The sequence below is a fragment of the Streptomyces thermoalcalitolerans genome, from assembly GCF_039525155.1.
GTDB classification, from domain to species: domain Bacteria; phylum Actinomycetota; class Actinomycetes; order Streptomycetales; family Streptomycetaceae; genus Streptomyces; species Streptomyces thermovulgaris.
In genome coordinates, this window is sequence record NZ_BAAAHG010000004.1 from 79,991 (window position 1) to 95,577 (window position 15,587).

Annotated in this window: 16 protein-coding genes; 11 read left to right on the top strand and 5 right to left on the bottom strand. The window is 71.4% G+C overall.

Annotated elements, in window-relative coordinates; genetic code table 11:
* The first annotated feature begins 39 nt into the window (after positions 1-39).
* From ABD224_RS04200 to ABD224_RS04220, 5 genes are all read left to right on the top strand, one after another.
* Positions 40-963 carry a globin family protein gene (locus ABD224_RS04200; RefSeq protein WP_344046879.1) on the top strand — a complete coding sequence of 308 codons (924 nt, stop codon included), beginning with the start codon at positions 40-42 and terminating at the stop codon, positions 961-963.
* A complete protein-coding gene (locus ABD224_RS04205; RefSeq protein ID WP_344046881.1) occupies positions 963-2,150 on the top strand; it encodes an FIST signal transduction protein in 1,188 nt (395 codons plus the stop codon). Before ABD224_RS04200 ends, ABD224_RS04205 begins: the two co-directional genes overlap by 1 nt.
* 317 nt (positions 2,151-2,467) lie before the next feature.
* Positions 2,468-2,770: a FeoA family protein gene (locus ABD224_RS04210; protein ID WP_344046883.1), complete on the top strand. Its 303-nt coding sequence runs from the start codon at positions 2,468-2,470 to the stop codon at positions 2,768-2,770.
* The gene (gene feoB / locus ABD224_RS04215) at positions 2,767-4,719 is read left to right on the top strand and encodes a ferrous iron transporter B (RefSeq protein ID WP_344046885.1); all 1,953 of its coding nucleotides are present in this window, start codon (positions 2,767-2,769) and stop codon (positions 4,717-4,719) included. Before ABD224_RS04210 ends, feoB begins: the two co-directional genes overlap by 4 nt.
* Positions 4,720-4,768: 49 nt before the next feature.
* A complete protein-coding gene (locus tag ABD224_RS04220) occupies positions 4,769-5,305 on the top strand; it encodes a NifU family protein (RefSeq protein ID WP_344046887.1) in 537 nt (178 codons plus the stop codon).
* Positions 5,306-5,353: 48 nt separating this feature from the next.
* Here the strand turns inward: ABD224_RS04220 and cysK are convergent, their stop codons facing one another.
* Both cysK and epsC read right to left on the bottom strand, forming a co-directional pair.
* The gene (gene cysK / locus ABD224_RS04225; protein WP_344046889.1) at positions 5,354-6,274 is read right to left on the bottom strand and encodes a cysteine synthase A; all 921 of its coding nucleotides are present in this window, start codon (positions 6,272-6,274) and stop codon (positions 5,354-5,356) included.
* On the bottom strand, positions 6,271-6,858 hold the full coding sequence (gene epsC, locus ABD224_RS04230) for a serine O-acetyltransferase EpsC (RefSeq protein ID WP_344046891.1): 588 nt from the start codon (positions 6,856-6,858) through the stop codon (positions 6,271-6,273). The genes cysK and epsC overlap by 4 nt, the downstream gene beginning before the upstream one ends.
* An 816-nt stretch (positions 6,859-7,674) precedes the next feature.
* Between epsC and ABD224_RS04235 the strand changes: the two genes are divergently transcribed.
* The 6 genes from ABD224_RS04235 to ABD224_RS04260 all read left to right on the top strand — a co-directional run bounded on the left by ABD224_RS04235 (position 7,675) and on the right by ABD224_RS04260 (position 11,295).
* Positions 7,675-8,202 (top strand): hemerythrin domain-containing protein, encoded by a 528-nt coding sequence (locus ABD224_RS04235; RefSeq protein ID WP_344046893.1) that lies wholly within the window; start codon positions 7,675-7,677, stop codon positions 8,200-8,202.
* Positions 8,203-8,294: 92 nt separating this feature from the next.
* Positions 8,295-8,528, top strand: a complete 234-nt coding sequence (locus tag ABD224_RS04240; protein WP_344046895.1) for a hypothetical protein — start codon at positions 8,295-8,297, stop codon at positions 8,526-8,528.
* An 84-nt stretch (positions 8,529-8,612) separates the two neighbouring features.
* A complete protein-coding gene (locus ABD224_RS04245; protein WP_425580911.1) occupies positions 8,613-9,131 on the top strand; it encodes a hypothetical protein in 519 nt (172 codons plus the stop codon).
* Between the two features lie 241 nt (positions 9,132-9,372).
* Complete coding sequence (locus ABD224_RS04250) at positions 9,373-10,050, top strand: Uma2 family endonuclease (RefSeq protein WP_344046897.1); 678 nt, start codon at positions 9,373-9,375, stop codon at positions 10,048-10,050.
* Positions 10,051-10,243: 193 nt separating this feature from the next.
* Positions 10,244-11,104 (top strand): helix-turn-helix domain-containing protein, encoded by an 861-nt coding sequence (locus tag ABD224_RS04255; RefSeq protein ID WP_425580912.1) that lies wholly within the window; start codon positions 10,244-10,246, stop codon positions 11,102-11,104.
* Positions 11,101-11,295, top strand: a complete 195-nt coding sequence (locus ABD224_RS04260) for a DUF397 domain-containing protein (RefSeq protein WP_344046899.1) — start codon at positions 11,101-11,103, stop codon at positions 11,293-11,295. Before ABD224_RS04255 ends, ABD224_RS04260 begins: the two co-directional genes overlap by 4 nt.
* 120 nt (positions 11,296-11,415) lie before the next feature.
* Here ABD224_RS04260 and ABD224_RS04265 read toward each other — a convergent pair whose 3' ends face one another.
* The 3 genes from ABD224_RS04265 to ABD224_RS04275 all read right to left on the bottom strand — a co-directional run bounded on the left by ABD224_RS04265 (position 11,416) and on the right by ABD224_RS04275 (position 15,539).
* On the bottom strand, positions 11,416-12,621 hold the full coding sequence (locus ABD224_RS04265; protein ID WP_344046901.1) for a S8 family peptidase: 1,206 nt from the start codon (positions 12,619-12,621) through the stop codon (positions 11,416-11,418).
* Between the two features lie 561 nt (positions 12,622-13,182).
* Entirely contained in the window at positions 13,183-13,422 is a 240-nt protein-coding gene (locus ABD224_RS04270; protein WP_344046903.1) for a CstA-like transporter-associated (seleno)protein, read from the bottom strand.
* The gene (locus ABD224_RS04275) at positions 13,419-15,539 is read right to left on the bottom strand and encodes a carbon starvation CstA family protein (RefSeq protein ID WP_344047130.1); all 2,121 of its coding nucleotides are present in this window, start codon (positions 15,537-15,539) and stop codon (positions 13,419-13,421) included. Before ABD224_RS04275 ends, ABD224_RS04270 begins: the two co-directional genes overlap by 4 nt.
* Positions 15,540-15,587: the final 48 nt, after the last annotated feature.

A 15,587-nucleotide genomic window follows, 5' to 3' on the forward strand; every position in this document is an offset into this window, starting at 1 on the left:
TGGGTCCACCGGCGGGGGAAGCGGCGGGGGTGCGAGGACATGAGTGGTCACGCGGGTGGCGGCACACAGCGTCCGGCGTACGCGGTCGACCGGCCTCCGGCCGACAGCGTCCGCAGAGTTCAGCTCTCCTGTCAGCTGCTCGCCCGCAACCAGGGCGAGTTCATCGAGAGCTTCTACGAGGCCATGGCCGGTCTCGTGCCCCAGATGCGGGAGCTGGCACCGCAGGCGGGCCGGCCGGTGTGCAACAGGCTGGCCCAGTCGGTGCTGTGGGCCGCGATGACCCAGGACGCCCCGGACACCGTCGAAGCGACCCTGCGCCGCGTCGGCGGGGGGATCCAGCAGCAGGGCTTCGACGAAAGCTGGTACCGGTCGTTCGGCGCGGCCCTCCTCGAAACGGTGCGTCGGATACACAAGGGCGACTGGGGTTCCCGGCTCAGTTCCGACTGGATCGCGTTCTACACATGGCTCAGCGCACACCTCCGGCTGGGCGCCGATGCCGCCCGGCGGCAGCCGGATCACCGGCGACCGTGGCCGGATCACGGTCAGTGGCACCCGCATCGCGATGCGCGGCAGGACGACGGCTTTGCTCCGGCCGCCGGACAGGGCACCGTGACCGACTGGCCGCCCGGAGAGCCGCTCAGCGTGATCCTCGCCCTGCTGCGCACCCGCTACTTCCCCGATGACGAGCGCGGACTCGCGGTGATCTGCACCCGGGTGGCCCTGCGTCTCGGCGTCGACCTGCGCGCCCCCCGCCCGGACCAGCAGAAGGATCCGGCAGTGGTCTCCAGGGTGCTGGACGTCCTGCTGGTGCTGGGTTTCTCGTTGCTGCCCTCGCCGCACGACCTGCTCCCCCGGCCACCGCACCCGGAGGACAGCGGCGCGCAGCCGGCCGACGGCGAACAAGTGGCCGTCGCCGGTTTTCGGCAGTTCTTCCGACGTTTCCTCACCAAGGCGGACCGCTGATGCCGTTCACCCATGCCGTTCCCGCCGCCGTCACCGGCGTCGCTCGCGCCCATGTCACCGGACCGGCTCCGCAGGCGGTCGCCCGGCTGCTCACGGCGCTCGACCGTGAGCTGTCGGGACGCCGGCCGGTCGCGGTGATGTACTTCGCCTCCAGCGCGTACGACCCCGCCGATGTCGCGCCCGTCATCAGCGCGCACTTTCCCCGGGCCGCCGTCATCGGCTGCTCCACCGCCGGGGAGTTCACCGATCTGCACAACGGGACCGGTGGCATCACGGCCGTGGCTCTGCCGGACAGTGTGATCACCCACGCGGCGGCGGCGCTGGGCGAGCTGGACGGCGATGCGGGGTACGGCACCATGGCCGCCGTTCAGGAACTGGAGGACACCCTCCACATCCAGCTCCGCCACCTCGATCCGGCCCATCACCTCGGCTTCGCTCTGATAGACGGCCTGCACGGCTCCGAGGAGCAGGTCAACGACATGCTGGGGAACGCGGCACCGCTGCTGGACTTCGTCGGCGGTTCCGCCGGGGACGACTTCGCCTTCCAGGGCACCTGGACCGCTGTGGGCAGCAAGGTGAGCCACCACGGGGCGGCGCTCATGGTGTGCCGGACCGCCGTCCCGTTCCGGGTGGTCAAGTCCTGCTCGTTCACCCCGACCGGGAAGGTGCTGCGGATCACGCGGGCGCGGGTCTCGTCCCGGACCGTCCTCGAGATCGACGGGCGGCCGGCCGCGGAGGCGTACGCGGAGGCCCTGGGCGTGAGCGTCGACGCGCTCGACGTCGGCGCCTGGATGGAGTATCCGGTGGGCCTGATGATCGACGGCCGGCCGTGGATCCGCAGCCCCCAGTCGGTGACGCCGGACGGCGGCCTGCGCTTCTTCGCCGAGATCATGCCGGGGATGGAGGTCGAGGTGATGAGGTCCGGTGACCTCATCGCGGAGACCGCTGCCGCCCTGCGCCGGGCCCGTGCCGAACTCGGAGGCCGGGCCTCGGGCAGCGTGCTCTTCAACTGCTGCCTGCGCCGGCTGGAGATGGACGCCAAGAACCTCTCCTCGGCCTTCGTGGCGGCCCTGGGCGGTGTCCCGTCGGCGGGGTTCCACACCTACGGCGAGAGCTGGCTCGGCCACGTCAACCAGACCCTCACCGGTGTCGTCTTCGGGACGCGGGCCTCCCGCGCCACGTACTGACTCCGGCACCCGAACCGGACCGCCGCTGAGACCTCCGCGGCACCGTCGGTCTCCGCCTTCGTGAGGAGCGTCCGCGGGATTGGACCGGCGGGGACCTGCAGGGCGGCCGTCCACGGCAGGAAGGTCACAGCTTCAGCCGACGCACCGCATGGAGTACGTCGCCCCCTCGGGCCGGTCGCCAAGGGGCGCCGGCCTGGTGTCCCTCGGTCCCGTTCCAGGGCCGAGCGGCCCAGGCGCCGGGGCCGACACGCCCAAGCCTGGAATATAAGGAAAGGCTTACCTTTCTTGCGTTCTTGGTGCGGGCGCAGGAGAGGCAGATGGGCGGCGTCGAACAGAAAGAAAAGGCGGGTGCCCGGTCGGTCACCGTCGTCGGGGCTGGGGCGTGTGCTCTTGCCGATCTGGAGCCCGGTGCGCGCGCCGCGGTGACCGAGGTGGTGGCCGGCGGGGCGCCGGCCGTGGCCCGCCGGCTGGCCGATCTCGGGTTCGTCCCCGGTGCGGTGGTGGAGGTGGTGCGCCGGGCGCCGCTGCGTGACCCGGTCGTCTACCGGGTCAAGGATTACGAGGTGTGCCTGCGCCGGGCGCAGTCCGCGTGTGTGCGGGTCGTGGAGGCGAAGCGGTGAGCGCGGGCTGCCACGACGCCGCCTCGGGTGCGGAGACGACCCTGGCCGCGGTGCCGCGGATCGCCCTGGTCGGCAGCCCCAACGCGGGCAAGACCAGCGTCTTCAACGGCCTGACGGGCCTGCGCGCCAAGACCGGCAACTATCCCGGGGTGACCGTGTCCCGGTTCGTCGGGGTCTGCCGGACGGGCGGGCAGAAGTACGTGATCGAGGATCTGCCGGGCACGTACGGCCTGGAGCCGGTCAGTCCGGACGAGCGGATCGCGGTCGATGTGCTGGACGGCCGGCTGGAGGGGGTGCGGCGGCCGGACGCGGTGCTGATCGTGGTGGACGCCACCACGCTGCGGAGATCACTCGGATTCGTCGCCGAGGTCCTGGCCCGTGGGCTGCCGGCCTGTGTGGTGGTGACGTTCACCGATGAACTGGCCCGCCGGCAGGGCCGCCTGGACGTCGGCGCGCTGGGCCAGGCGCTCGGCGTGCCGACCGTGGCGGTGGTCGGCCACCGGGGGTACGGCATCGCGCGGTTGCGCGAGCAGCTCGCCCTGTGGCGTACCTGGCCGGCCCCGGCCGTGACGCCGCCCACCGACCCGGCCGAGCGGGACGCCTGGGCGACGTCGGTGCTGGCCTTCGCGGACTACCGGGCTCCGGAGCGGCACAGGGTCACCGAGCGGGTCGACGCGGTGCTGCTGCATCCGGTGTGGGGCACGGTGGTGTTCTTCGCGGTGATGGTGCTGTTCTTCCAGACCGTGTTCACCGTGGCCGCCCCGCTGCAGGACGGCGTCGAGGCACTGTTCGCACGGCTGTCGGGCCTGGTCGCCGACCATGTCGGCCCCGGGTGGCCGGCCGGGCTGCTGGGCGACGCCCTGATCGGCGGCGTCGGGGGCGTCCTGGTCTTCGTCCCGCAGATCGTGCTGCTGTTCCTGCTGCTCGCCCTGCTGGAGGGCGTCGGCTACATGGCGCGGGCGGCGTTCGTGATGGACCGGGTGATGGCACGCTTCGGGCTGGAAGGGCGGGCGTTCGTGGCGCTGCTGTCGTCGTTCGCCTGCGCGATCCCCGGCATCATGGCCACCCGCACCCTGCCGTCCGCCAGGGACCGCCTGGCCACGATGATGGCCGCCCCCCTGATGACCTGCTCGGCGCGGCTGCCGGTCTACGTCCTGCTCATCGGTCTGCTGGTCGATCCGTCCCGCAGCGTCGGCCCGTTCGGCGCGCAGGGCCTGGTCATGTTCGGCCTGTACCTGCTGGGTGCCGTCTCCGCGCTGCCGGCCGCCTGGGTGTTCAAAAAGCTCGGCGACCGACGCGGCCAGGCGGTGCCGTTCTCCATGGAGATGCCCCCCTACCGGCTGCCGGCCCCGCGCGCGGTGCTGGTGGCGGTGTGGTCCTCCGCACGCGCCTTCCTGCGCAAGTGCTCGACCGTCATCGTGGCCACCACCGTCGCCCTGTGGCTGCTGCTGAACCTGCCGCTGCACTCCGCCGCGGACCTGCGCGCGGCGGGTGTCGACACCGGCGATCCCGTCGCCGTGTCCGCCTACACCGTCGAGCACAGCTACGCCGCCGGCCTGGGCCGTGCGGTCGGCCCCGTCTTCGAGCCGCTGGGCTTCGACTGGCGGATCACCATCGGCGTGCTGTCCGCCCAGGGGGCCCGGGAGACGTTCGTCGCCACCCTCGGGCAGGTCGCGGCCGTCGAGGACCCCGAGGATCCGGCGCGGGCGCTGCGGGACATGACCTACTCCGACGGGCCCCGCGCCGGGGAGGCGGTGTTCACCGCCCCCACCATCGCCGCGCTGCTCGTCTACTTCGTCTACGCGCTGCAGTGCATGGCCACCGTGGCGGTGCTGCGCCGGGAGACCGGCACCTGGAGATGGCCGGTGATCGCCTTCACCTATCTGACGGCGCTGGCCTGGCTGATGGCCTGCCTGGCGCGGACGGTCACCGCCCTGCTGGGCGGGTGAGAACGGGTGAGAGACGGGTGAGAGACGGGTGAGAAGAGGAGGAGCGCAGGTGGTCCCCATCCACCCCCAGCGGGTCCCCGGCGAGCCCGGCACGCTGCGCTGGATCGTCCCGGCCGGCATCCTCCCGGGCACCGGCCCGCCGGCCCGGGTCCCCGCGCCGCTGGCCGCGTTGCTGGCCGACGGCACGCTCGACCGGATCACGATGGAACCCGCCGCGGTCGTCACCCGCCTCGGTGCGGGCCGCAGCTGGGCCCAGGACGGTGCCTCGGTCCGCACCGCGTTGCACGCCGCCCTGGCCGACCCCGCCGGATGGGTCCCGGCCGCCGGCCCCGACCGCTTTGACGACGACGCGCTGCTGTACGCCGCGGCACGCGAGGTCCTCGCCGGGGCCGTGGGCGACTTCGCCCGGTCGCACGGCGGCACCATCGAACTGGTCGGCGTGCGCGACGGCGTCGTCACCGTTCGCCTCGGTGGCGCCTGCCACGGCTGCCCCGCCTCCTGGCTCACGCTGCACCAGCGCCTGGAGCGCCAGTTGCGCCGGCGCCATCCCGGTCCGGTGGAAGTCCGGGACGCCGGCTCGCGATGACCCCGGCCGGCCGGCTCACCCCGGCCATGCGCCGGCCGGCGCCGCCCGTCAGGCGAACAGGTCCGTGCTCAGGTACCGTTCGCCGGTGTCGGGCAGGACGACGACGATCAGCGCGCCCTCGTGCTCGGGCCGGCGCGCGACGGTGACGGCCGCGTGCAGGGCCGCTCCGCTGGAGACACCCGCCAGGATGCCCTCGGTGCGGGCCAGGCGACGGGCCGCCTCCTGCGCCTGGGGAAGGGAGACACGGCAGACGCCGTCGTAGACCTCGGTGTCGAGGACGTCGGGGACGAAGCCTGCGCCGAGGCCCTGGATGCGGTGCGGGCCGGGGGAGTCGCCGGACAGGACGGCCGACTCGTCCGGCTCCACGGCGACCACGGTGACCCCCGGCTTCTTCTCCTTCAGCACCTGCCCGACACCGGTGACGGTGCCGCCGGTGCCGACACCGGCCACCAGGACGTCGACCCGGCCCGCGGTGTCCTGCCAGATCTCCTGGGCGGTGGTGCGCCGGTGGATGTCGGGGTTGGCCGGGTTGGCGAACTGCTGCGGCATGAACCAGCCGTGCTGTTCGGCCAGTTCGGTGGCGCGGGCGACCGCGCCGCGCATGCCGTCGGCGGCCGGGGTCAGGACGAGCTCGGCGCCGTAGGCACGCAGCAGGGCACGCCGCTCCAGGCTCATGCTCTCGGGCATGGTGAAGGTCACGTCGTAGTCCTTGGCGGCGGCCACCATGGCCAGGCCGATGCCGGTGTTGCCGCTGGTCGGCTCCACGATCCGCTGACCGGGCCGGAGCGCGCCGGTGGCTTCGGCGGCCTCGATCATCGCCAGCGCGATGCGGTCCTTGACGCTGCCGCCGGGGTTGGCGGACTCCAGCTTGGCCACCAGGCGCGCCGGGAGGCCGGCGCCGTAGCGGCGCAGCTCCACCAGGGGCGTACGGCCGATCAACGCGGTGACCGAGGGGTGTATTGCTGTCATGATCGCCCTTGTGTGTTCTCGGTGGTGACGGGGACATCGGAGCCGTGCCGTGCGGAGGCCGTGGTGCCGATGCGGGTGATGGGGGACGGGGTGGCACGGACGCAGGAGTGGGCGGGGACGTCGTGCAGGACGAGGGCGTGAGCGCCCACGGTCGTGTCATGGCCGACGTGGACCGGGCCGAGCACGGTGGCGCCCGCTCCGAGGACGACCCGGTCGCCGATCGTGGGGTGCCGCTTGGCCCCCTTCGCGTCGGTCCACCAGCCGGTGCCGCCCAGGGTCACCTGGTGATACAGCATCACGTCGTCGCCCAGGACGGCGGTCTCGCCGATGACCACCCCCATGCCGTGGTCGATGAAGCAGCGACGGCCGATCACGGCGCCGGGGTGGATCTCGATTCCGGTCAGGGCGCGGCAGAACTGGGAGAGCAGCCGGGGCAGAAACGGTACGCCCAGACGGTGCAGCCGGTGGGCGATCCGGTGGGTCCAGATCGCCCACAGCCCTGGGTACAACAGGACCTCGACGGTGTGCACGCCGTGCAGCGCCGGGTCCTTGCGGCAGGCCGTCCGGAGGTCTTCGAGGATCATGGTGCGTCTTTCTCGGGGCATGGCCCGGCGGCACGCGCCGAGGCGAGGCAGGACGGGGACGTCAGGCGGCGAAGGAGCGCGTCGCGGCCGGGCGGAGCCACGCCGGCCATGACGGGGACGTGCACGCACCGGTCCGGCAGGGGAACGGGGCGACCGTGAAAACCCGTGGAGACGGGCGGGATCGACGACGGCCCTGAGCGGGCGTTCGCCGCAGGGGCCACAGGGGAGGGCGGTGTGACGGCGGAGTGTGGCCGACGCCGTGGGGCCCGGTCAGTTCCCCGGACATCGACGCACCGCCCACCCGGTGCGGACCCGGCGGGTCTGCTGGGTGCGGATGCGTGCGTGGTCCGGGTGTGGGCCGTTGTCCATGAGGCCGGACGATAGGCGTGCGCGGGGCTGCTCCGGGTGGGGCGATCGTCCCCCTTCGACCCGGGCCGTTCGGCCCTGTTCGGCGGACAGGGCGGCACCGGTGGGCGCTGCCCGGTGGGACCGTCCGGCCCAGGTGCCTCGGGCGGCGGACGGTGATGCTGGTCTGTGACCGGACGGGAGTGCCACGGACCGTCGGTTCCTGCCGCCGTGCCACATCCCCCTGTGCGTCCACGGTGCCGCGGTGGGCGCGACGTGCTCCCGGCCCGGTCGCCATCCGGTCGTCCACCCCTTGCGCCGGATGGCCGGCCGTCCGCCGTGTCCCGGGGCCGGAGCCCCGCTCCGGGCCGGCGGGCGGGGTGCGCCGGACGCCGGGGAGGCGGCGGACGGGTCGATCCCCACCCGCACCCGGGCGGTCCGGCCGGCCGTGAACCGCTGGAGACACCCCTCATGAGCGCTGTCACCCTTGCGCCGGCCCCCGAGGACGCCGCTGCTCTCGAAGCCGCCGGGGCACATCACGCCCGCCTGGCCGGGGAACTGACCGGGCGTGTGACGATGCTGCTCGCCGCGGCGGAGCGGGACCCCGAGGCCGCCGAGAGGATCCGCGCCGGTCTCGTCGCCCTGTGCGAGCGCGAGATCCTGCCGCACACGGCGGCCGAGGAAGCCGTGCTCCACCCCGCGGCACGGCGGCTGCCCGGCAGCCGCCTGCTCATCGAGAGCATGGCTGCCGACCACAGCTGCCTGACAGCGCTCGTCGACGCCCTGCGCACCGCTCCCACACCGGTCGACGCCGCGGCCGACGCCCGGGCGCTGCATGTGTTCTTCGAGGAACATGTGGCCAGGGAGACCGGCCTGGTGCTGCCGTTGCTCGCCCTGGCACCGGACATCCGTCTGGCCACGCTGTGGCGGGAGGTGCGCGACCGTTGTGCGCGGCATACCCCGGTGGACGGCCCGGACCAGGACCGGGCCGTGAGGTGAGGGACCGGGGGAGGCAGCGGTGTCGAACCGCATCGCGCCGCTGGGGGTTGCCGCCCCGTGACGCACCGCGGAACAGCCGTCGCGGTGTCGCGTTGTCCGACGTGGACGACGCCGGTGAGGGCACGGCGCGGGTCGTCATCCGCGGGCGCGCGACCTTCCTGCGCCTGCCGCGCGTCCTCGACGCCCTGGAGCAACTGCCCGCCGCACGCACACCATTCGGCCGGAAGACCATGCGCCTGGACATGAGTCCGGGCCTGTGGGGCGGGGTTCCGGCCGTCCCACAGGCTCCCGCTCTCCTGTGGGCCCCTGCGGGCTTCTGCGGATGAACGGTCGTGGGCGTTCACCCGTACCCCTTGTCGTCATGCCTGGCCGCCGACGCGGACAGGAACATCCCGGAGACGGAGAGGCACGTGCGACAGCAGCCCGAGCAGTCACAGCAGTCGCAGCCAGGACGCACCGGCCGGACCCTGCCCGCCGCCCGTCGGATGCGCGGCACCGTGCTCGCCGCAGGTCTGGCCCTTGCGCCCCTGGTCACGGCATGCGGCGGCGGTGCGGACGACGCCGAGGTGAACAGCGACCCGTCGGAGATCTCCGCCCCGTCTGCCGGTGTCGTGGCACCCGCGAAGGTCGAGGTGATCGCCAATCTGACCGGCTGCAAGCCCAATATCCGCATCGAGGCGGAGCAACTGCGCCAGGGCGTGTGCCACACACCGGAGGTCGACTACCTCATCACCACCTTCCCGAAGGAGGAGTACAAGCAGATCTGGCTGGACTCCGCCGCCGTGTACGGGGGCAAGTACCTGGTCGGCTCGCGCTGGATCGTCAGCGCGAAAGATCCGGAGATGCTGGAGGAGTTCCAGACCAAGCTCGGCGGAACCATCCAGCGGCTGCGAGGCATGGGCCCGACCCCTGCCCCGAGCACGTCGTAGCGGCAGCCCTGCAGCCCGACTCGTCTGTCGTTTGTCACGGGCTCTGACCAGGAGGGAGAGTGACCTGGTCGGGGTCCTGATGTGTCCCACCGGAGCTCTCGCTGTCCCCTGCCGCGCCGCAGCACAGCCGTCGCGACATCACGCTCATACACGCCCATACGTATGGGTGAGAGATTCCGGTTTCGGCTCCTGTTCCCGGCCTGCTCTGGCAATGTCACGCTCCACCCGAGGGAGGTCTGCCGTGGCACAGCCTGTTCCTGAGGACGAACTGCATGAGCCGTACGCGACGTATGCGAAGCACCCGGCGGAGGAGCCCGGCACGGAGCAGCCCGAGGCAGAGGCCCCCGACTGCCTGCGCCTGCTCCGGCAGACACCCGTCCCCGCCCTGTCGGCGGAGGAGGCCTTCGAGGTGTTCAGTGCTGCTGCTCCCGAGGGGTGGCGCGTGGAGTTGATCGAAGGGGACATCCACGTAACGCCTCCCGCCAACGGCGAGCATGAGGAAATTGTTTCGGAGCTCAGTGGCCAGGTGCGTGATCATCGCAAGGACCTGGGGCGCTACACCGGAATCGGGCTCTTCGTACCCGGGGCCTCGAAGTCCGGCAAGGTCGAGCCCGACCTGGTTCTCGCACCGAAGGGCAGCTTCGCCGACCAGGAGGAGTACCACGACCCCTCGCCGGTGCTGATGGTCGTCGAGGTGACCTCCCCGTCCACGGGCGACAACGACCGCCGGAAAAAGATTCTCGGTTACGCCCGCGCCGGCATCCCCGTCTATCTGCTCATCGACCGTGAGGCGGGTCAGGTCGTCGTCCACTCACAGCCGGAGGGCGACAAGTACACCAGCAGGGTGGCGTACGAGCTGTCCGCGGTCGTGCCCCTTCCCGAACCGCTCGGCTTCGACCTGGACACCGGGCAGTTCTGAGCCGGACGCGGCACTGAGGAGCTGGGTGAACTGCCAGGTCACCCCGAGGGGTGGAGATGTGCGGCTTCACGGCACCGAGCATGGTCGGCCCCCTCTACGCTGACCGGGAATTCCTTCGACGCGGAGGGTGCGTGTACCGGTACGGACGGTGTCCTGTGCGGGGCGTCGGCCGTGGCCTGAGACGGGGGTGACGGTGGCAGATACGCAGGAGTCCTGCGAGCCGTACGACGACGGCGAGTTGAGCAGCGACCTGATGCGGGCGATCGGCAAGCAGATGAAGGTGCTGCGGGAACGGGCCGGGCTCACCCAGCGGGAGCTGGGAAACCAGCTCGGGTACAGCGAGGAACTGATCTCCTCGGTGGAGAGGGGGCGGCGGACGCCGCAGCCGGAGCTGCTGACGGCGGCGGATGAAGTCCTCGACGCCGGTGGGGTGTTGAAGGCCACCATCGAGGATGTGGAGAGGGCCAAGGCGAAGGCCCGGGTGCGGCATCCGGCTTGGTTCCGGGACTACGCGCGGTTGGAGCGGGAGGCCGTCGAGATCAACGACTACAGCTGCCATGACATCCCCGGGCTGTTTCAGACGCACGGGCGTGCCAGGGCGCTGTACGAGATGCGCAAGCCCCTGTTGGATGAGGAGACCATCGAGCAGCGGGTCGCCTCTCGGCTTGCGCGTCAGGAGATTCTCACGCGGTGGCCGCCGCCAATGGTCACCGCTGTCATCGACGAATCTGTGCTGCGGCGCCCTCTCGGGGGCCGGGAGGTCCACAAGGAGCAGTTGGAGCACCTGCTACGGCTCGGCTCGATGCGCAGTGTGGAACTACAGGTCATGCCGATGGACCGGACCGAGCACGCTGGTATGGGCGGGCCCTTCATCCTGCTGACCCCCAAGGGCAAGCCGCAGATTGGATACACGGAGGTACAGCACTATGCACGCCTGACCTCGGACCCCGAAGAAGTCCGTATCCTGGCCGCACGGTACGGCAGCATCAGGGCACAGGCGCTCACCATGCGGGAGTCCCTCGCCTTGATCAAGGACTTGCTGGGGGAGCTATGAACATTCCGGAATCAGCGCATCTCACCTGGTTCAAGAGCAGCTACAGCGGCAACGAGGGCGGTGCGTGCCTGGAGGTCGCCGCCGCTCCTGGTGCCGTGCACGTGAGGGACTCCAAGGATCCCGCCCGTGGTCGGCTCTCCTTCCGGCGTCGGGAGTGGGACGCGTTCGTACGGTTCGCCTCCGGACGCTGAGCGCTCAGGCCTTCGTGCCGGTGGGGTGCGGGCCGAGGCAACCGGCGTACGCAAAGCCGTGTGCCGTCTCCCGGAGGTGCGGCGGCCTCCCGGGAGACGGCGTTCAGACGGAGAGCCGGGTTACGGGACGAGCCGCAGGAGCTTGTTCGGCGAGCCGGAACCCGGGCTGGTGACCACGCCCGAGGTGGCGCCGTTCACCAGGGCCGTGGAGACCTGGGACGGGGTGGCCGAGGGGTGGTTGGCGAGGTAGACCGCGGCCGCGCCCGCGACGTGCGGTGTCGCCATCGAGGTGCCCGAGATGGTGTTGGTCGCGGTGTCGCTGGTGTGCCAGCCCGCCGTGATCGAGGAGCCCGGGGCGAAGAGGTCGAGGACCGAGCCGTAGTTGGAGTAGCTGGCCCTGGCGTCCGTGCTGGTGGTGGCGCCGACCGTCAGTGCCTCGGTGACGCGGGCGGGCGAGAAGGAGGACGCGTTGGCGTTGCTGTTGCCCGCGGCGATCGCGTAGGTGACACCGCTGGCGATCGAGTTGCGTACGGCCGAGTCCAGAGCGGTGGAGACGCCGCCGCCCAGCGACATGTTGGCGACCGAGGGGCCGGAGTGGTTCCTGGTGACCCAGTCGACGCCGGCTATGACGCCGGATATGGTGCCCGAACCGCCGGCGTCGAGCACGCGGACCGCCACGATCTTGGCCTTCTTGGCGACACCGTAGGTGGTGCCCGCGATGGTGGTGGCGACGTGGGTGCCGTGGCCGTTGCCGTCCGACGGGGTGCCGCCGCTGACGGCGTCGTAGCCGTACGAGGCCCGTCCGCTGATCTCCTGGTGCGTGATGCGGACGCCGGTGTCGATGACGTACACGGTCACGCCGCTGCCCGCAGAGTCGGGGTAGGTGTACGTGCCGGAGAGCGGGCGTGACGCCTGGTCGATGCGGTCCAGGCCCCAGGGGGCGTTGGGCTGGGTGATGTCAGCCAGGTGGACCTTCTGGTCCTGTTCCACCGTGGCGACCGACGGGTCGGCCGCGAGTCTCCTGGCCTCGGTTGCCGAAAGGTTCGCCGTGTAGCCGTTCAGCGCACTGCCGAACGTCTTCTTCACCTTGCCGCCGTACTTGGTGATCAGGCCCTTGCCCTTGGCCGACGTGGCCGTGAAGCCCGCGTTCTTCTTGAGCGTGACGATGTAGCTGTCCTTGATCGCCGTGGGGGAGTCGGCGGCGAGCACCGTGCCCTCGGCCGGGGCGGCCTGGGCGGGAAGGGCGGTGAGCCCGCCCAGCAGAGCGGCGGTCGCGATGCCGGTGAGAGCGGCGAAACGGATCTTCCTGCTACGAGGTCGTGCCATACGAGGGAGTCCTCCTCGGGCAGGCGCGCCTGGGTGTGACGCGCGATGTGGGGGTGAGCGCGCTACCGCGCGCACGGCCCTGAAACGCTGCGTCTCGTTCAGGGCCGAGTAAAGAGTCGAGTAACTGGGCGGCATAATCAAGGGAGTTGAAGGCTTGACATGTGAATGTCACATTGGTGGAACATAGAAGTCCACTTCGTTGCGGGCTTCGTCGTCACCTGAGCGGAGCGCCGCGGCCCCGGCTTTCCCTCCTTTCGCGGCGGCGCCGGCAGGGCCGGTTTCCGCAGGAGTTGACACCCGGTCGGCTCCGGAACCGAGGCGGGCACGGGCGGCCGGCGCGGGCGAGGAGGGCGTTCGGCAGGGCCGGGGCCGCCGTCGCCTGGGTCCGCGACGGGGCCCCGGCCCTGGGGCCGGTGGGCTCATGACGGTGCGCAGGCGGCCACCGGGCCACTGAAACGGTGCCAGGGGCCGGGTGCTGATGGCCTGTCGGAGAGCGGGGAATCCGCGGCGGGCCGTGCCGGCCCGCCGATGTGTGCCGTGCCGTACGGTCCGGACCGTGCCTCAGCAGCAGCGGCCGCTCTCGCGCGGATCGCCGTCGCGGCGGTCCACGCGACGGCGTTCGAACCCCCGCCGGCTGAGCACCGGTTCGCCCGATGCCCGGGCCCGCTCGGCGTACCGCGCGTAGGCGTGCTCGCCGTTGAGCTCCTTGACGTACCAGCGGATCCACGCGGCACAGCGGCGGAGGTGCGCCAGGACGCCGCCCCGCCCCGTGGCGGGCGGGGCGGCGCCGGGCGCCGTCACGAGGAGCCCGCCGGGGTGCTCACGGCACCGACGGGCTGTGCCTCGGGCAGGGGCGGGATCTTGGACTCCACGTACTCGGCCTCGGCGAGCGGCAGCGAACCGCCGTTGCGGATCGCCTTGACGGCGACCCGGGCACAGGCGAGCACCACGACGAGCGTCAGGAGTGCGAAGACCGCCGACAGCGTGCCGGTGACCGTCGAGTTGGTGACGATCGTGGCCATGTCGTCCAAGGACTTCGCGGGGGCCAGGACGGTGCCCTCGTCGAGTGCCTTCTGGTACTTGGCCCGCTGGGCGAAGAAGCCGACCTTCGGGTCGCCGGAGAACACCTTCTGCCAGGAGGCGGTCATGGTGACGGCGAGCGCCCAGGCCAGTGGAACCCCGGTCACCCAGGCCCACTTCAGACGCCCCGACTTGATGAGCAGAGCGGTGCAGATGGCCAGGGCCATGCAGGCGAGGAGCTGGTTGGAGGTGCCGAAGAGAGGGAAGAGCTGGTTGATGCCGCCGAGCGGATCGGTGACACCGGTCCAGAGGAAGTAGCCCCAGGCGAGGACGACCGCGGCCGAGGTGATCCAGATGCCGGGCCGCCAGTCCTTGTCCTTGAACCGCGGCACGACGTTGCCGATGGTGTCCTGGAGCATGAAGCGGCCCACCCGGGTACCGGCGTCCACCGCGGTGAGGATGAACAGCGCCTCGAACATGATGGCGAAGTGGTACCAGAACGACATCATGCCGTCGCTGCGGAAGGCCTCCGAGAGGATCACCGCGATGCCGACCGCGAGCGTCGGCGCACCGCCGGTGCGGGCGACGAGGGAGTCCTCGCCGACGGAGCGCGCCATGTCCTGCAGGGTCTCGGGCGTGATGTGGAAGCCGAAGCCCGCGACCGCCTCGGACGCGGACTGCAGGCTGTCGCCCAGGACGCCGGCCGGGGCGTTCATGGCGTAGTACAGGCCCGGGTCGATGACGCAGGCGGCCACCAGGGCCATGACCGCGACGAAGGACTCCATCAGCATCGAGCCGTAGCCGATGAGGGGGACGTGCGACTCCTTCTCGATCATCTTCGGGGTGGTGCCCGAGGAGATCAGGGAGTGGAAGCCGGAGAGGGCACCGCAGGCGATGGTGATGAAGGCGAAGGGGAAGAGCGATCCGGCGAAGACCGGTCCGCTGCCCTCGCGGGCGAAGTCGGTGAGCGGGTCGACGGTGAGGTCCGGCAGCGCGAACAGGACACCGAGCGCGAGCAGCACGACCACCCCGATCTTCATGAAGGTCGAGAGGTAGTCGCGCGGCGCGAGCAGCACCCACACGGGCAGGACGGAGGCCAGGAAGCCGTAGACCACCAGGCAGACGACCAGCGTCCTGGGGGAGAGGGTGAAGGCGTCGGCGAGGGAGGAGTGGGAGACCCGGTTGCCGCCGGCGATCGCGGCGATCAGCAGCGCGAACCCGAGCAGACTGACCTCGGTGACCCGGCCCGGCCGCAGATAGCGCAGGCAGCAGCCCATGAGGAGGGCGATCGGAATGGTCATCGCGATGGAGAAGACGCCCCAGGAGGACTCGGCGAGAGCGTTGACCACGACCAGCGCGAGCACGGCCAGAAGGATGATCATGATGGCGAAGACCGCGATCAGGGCGGCGATGCCACCGGTGCGGCCGATCTCCTCGCGGGCCATCTGCCCGAGCGACTTGCCGTTGCGGCGCATCGAGAAGAAGAGGACCACCATGTCCTGGACGGCGCCCGCGAAGATCACGCCGACGATGATCCAGACGGTGCCCGGCAGATAGCCCATCTGCGCGGCGAGCACCGGGCCGACCAGGGGGCCCGCGCCCGCGATGGCCGCGAAGTGGTGGCCGAAGAGGACGCGTTTGTCGGTCGGGTGGTAGTCGACGCCGTCGTTGAACCGCTCGGCGGGGGTGGCGCGCCGGTCGTCGACCCGGAGCACTTTGCAGGCGATGAATCTCGCATAGAAGCGCTGTGCGATCAGATACGATCCCACCGCGGCGGCGGCGATCCAGATCGCCGAGATTTTCTCGCCGCGGGCGAGTGCGAGTAAGGACCAGCTCGCGGCGCCGAGTACGGCGACGGCTGTCCAGATCGCCAGTCGTACGGGGTTGAATGTGCGCACGGTCACCTTCCCTGCTTCTTTCGCGACAAACCGGGGAGGGCGAGTGCC

What these genes read in the sequence shown, in the direction of transcription:
- ABD224_RS04200 (WP_344046879.1), top strand. Translation starts at nt 40, where the DNA reads ATGAGTGGTCACGCGGGTGGCGGCACACAGCGTCCGGCGTACGCGGTC.
- epsC (WP_344046891.1), bottom strand. Translation starts at nt 6,858, where the DNA reads ATGATCCTCGAAGACCTCCGGACGGCCTGCCGCAAGGACCCGGCGCTG.
- ABD224_RS04210 (WP_344046883.1), top strand. Translation starts at nt 2,468, where the DNA reads ATGGGCGGCGTCGAACAGAAAGAAAAGGCGGGTGCCCGGTCGGTCACC.
- ABD224_RS04260 (WP_344046899.1), top strand. Translation starts at nt 11,101, where the DNA reads ATGAACATTCCGGAATCAGCGCATCTCACCTGGTTCAAGAGCAGCTAC.
- ABD224_RS04235 (WP_344046893.1), top strand. Translation starts at nt 7,675, where the DNA reads ATGAGCGCTGTCACCCTTGCGCCGGCCCCCGAGGACGCCGCTGCTCTC.
- ABD224_RS04265 (WP_344046901.1), bottom strand. Translation starts at nt 12,621, where the DNA reads ATGGCACGACCTCGTAGCAGGAAGATCCGTTTCGCCGCTCTCACCGGC.
- ABD224_RS04205 (WP_344046881.1), top strand. Translation starts at nt 963, where the DNA reads ATGCCGTTCACCCATGCCGTTCCCGCCGCCGTCACCGGCGTCGCTCGC.
- cysK (WP_344046889.1), bottom strand. Translation starts at nt 6,274, where the DNA reads ATGACAGCAATACACCCCTCGGTCACCGCGTTGATCGGCCGTACGCCC.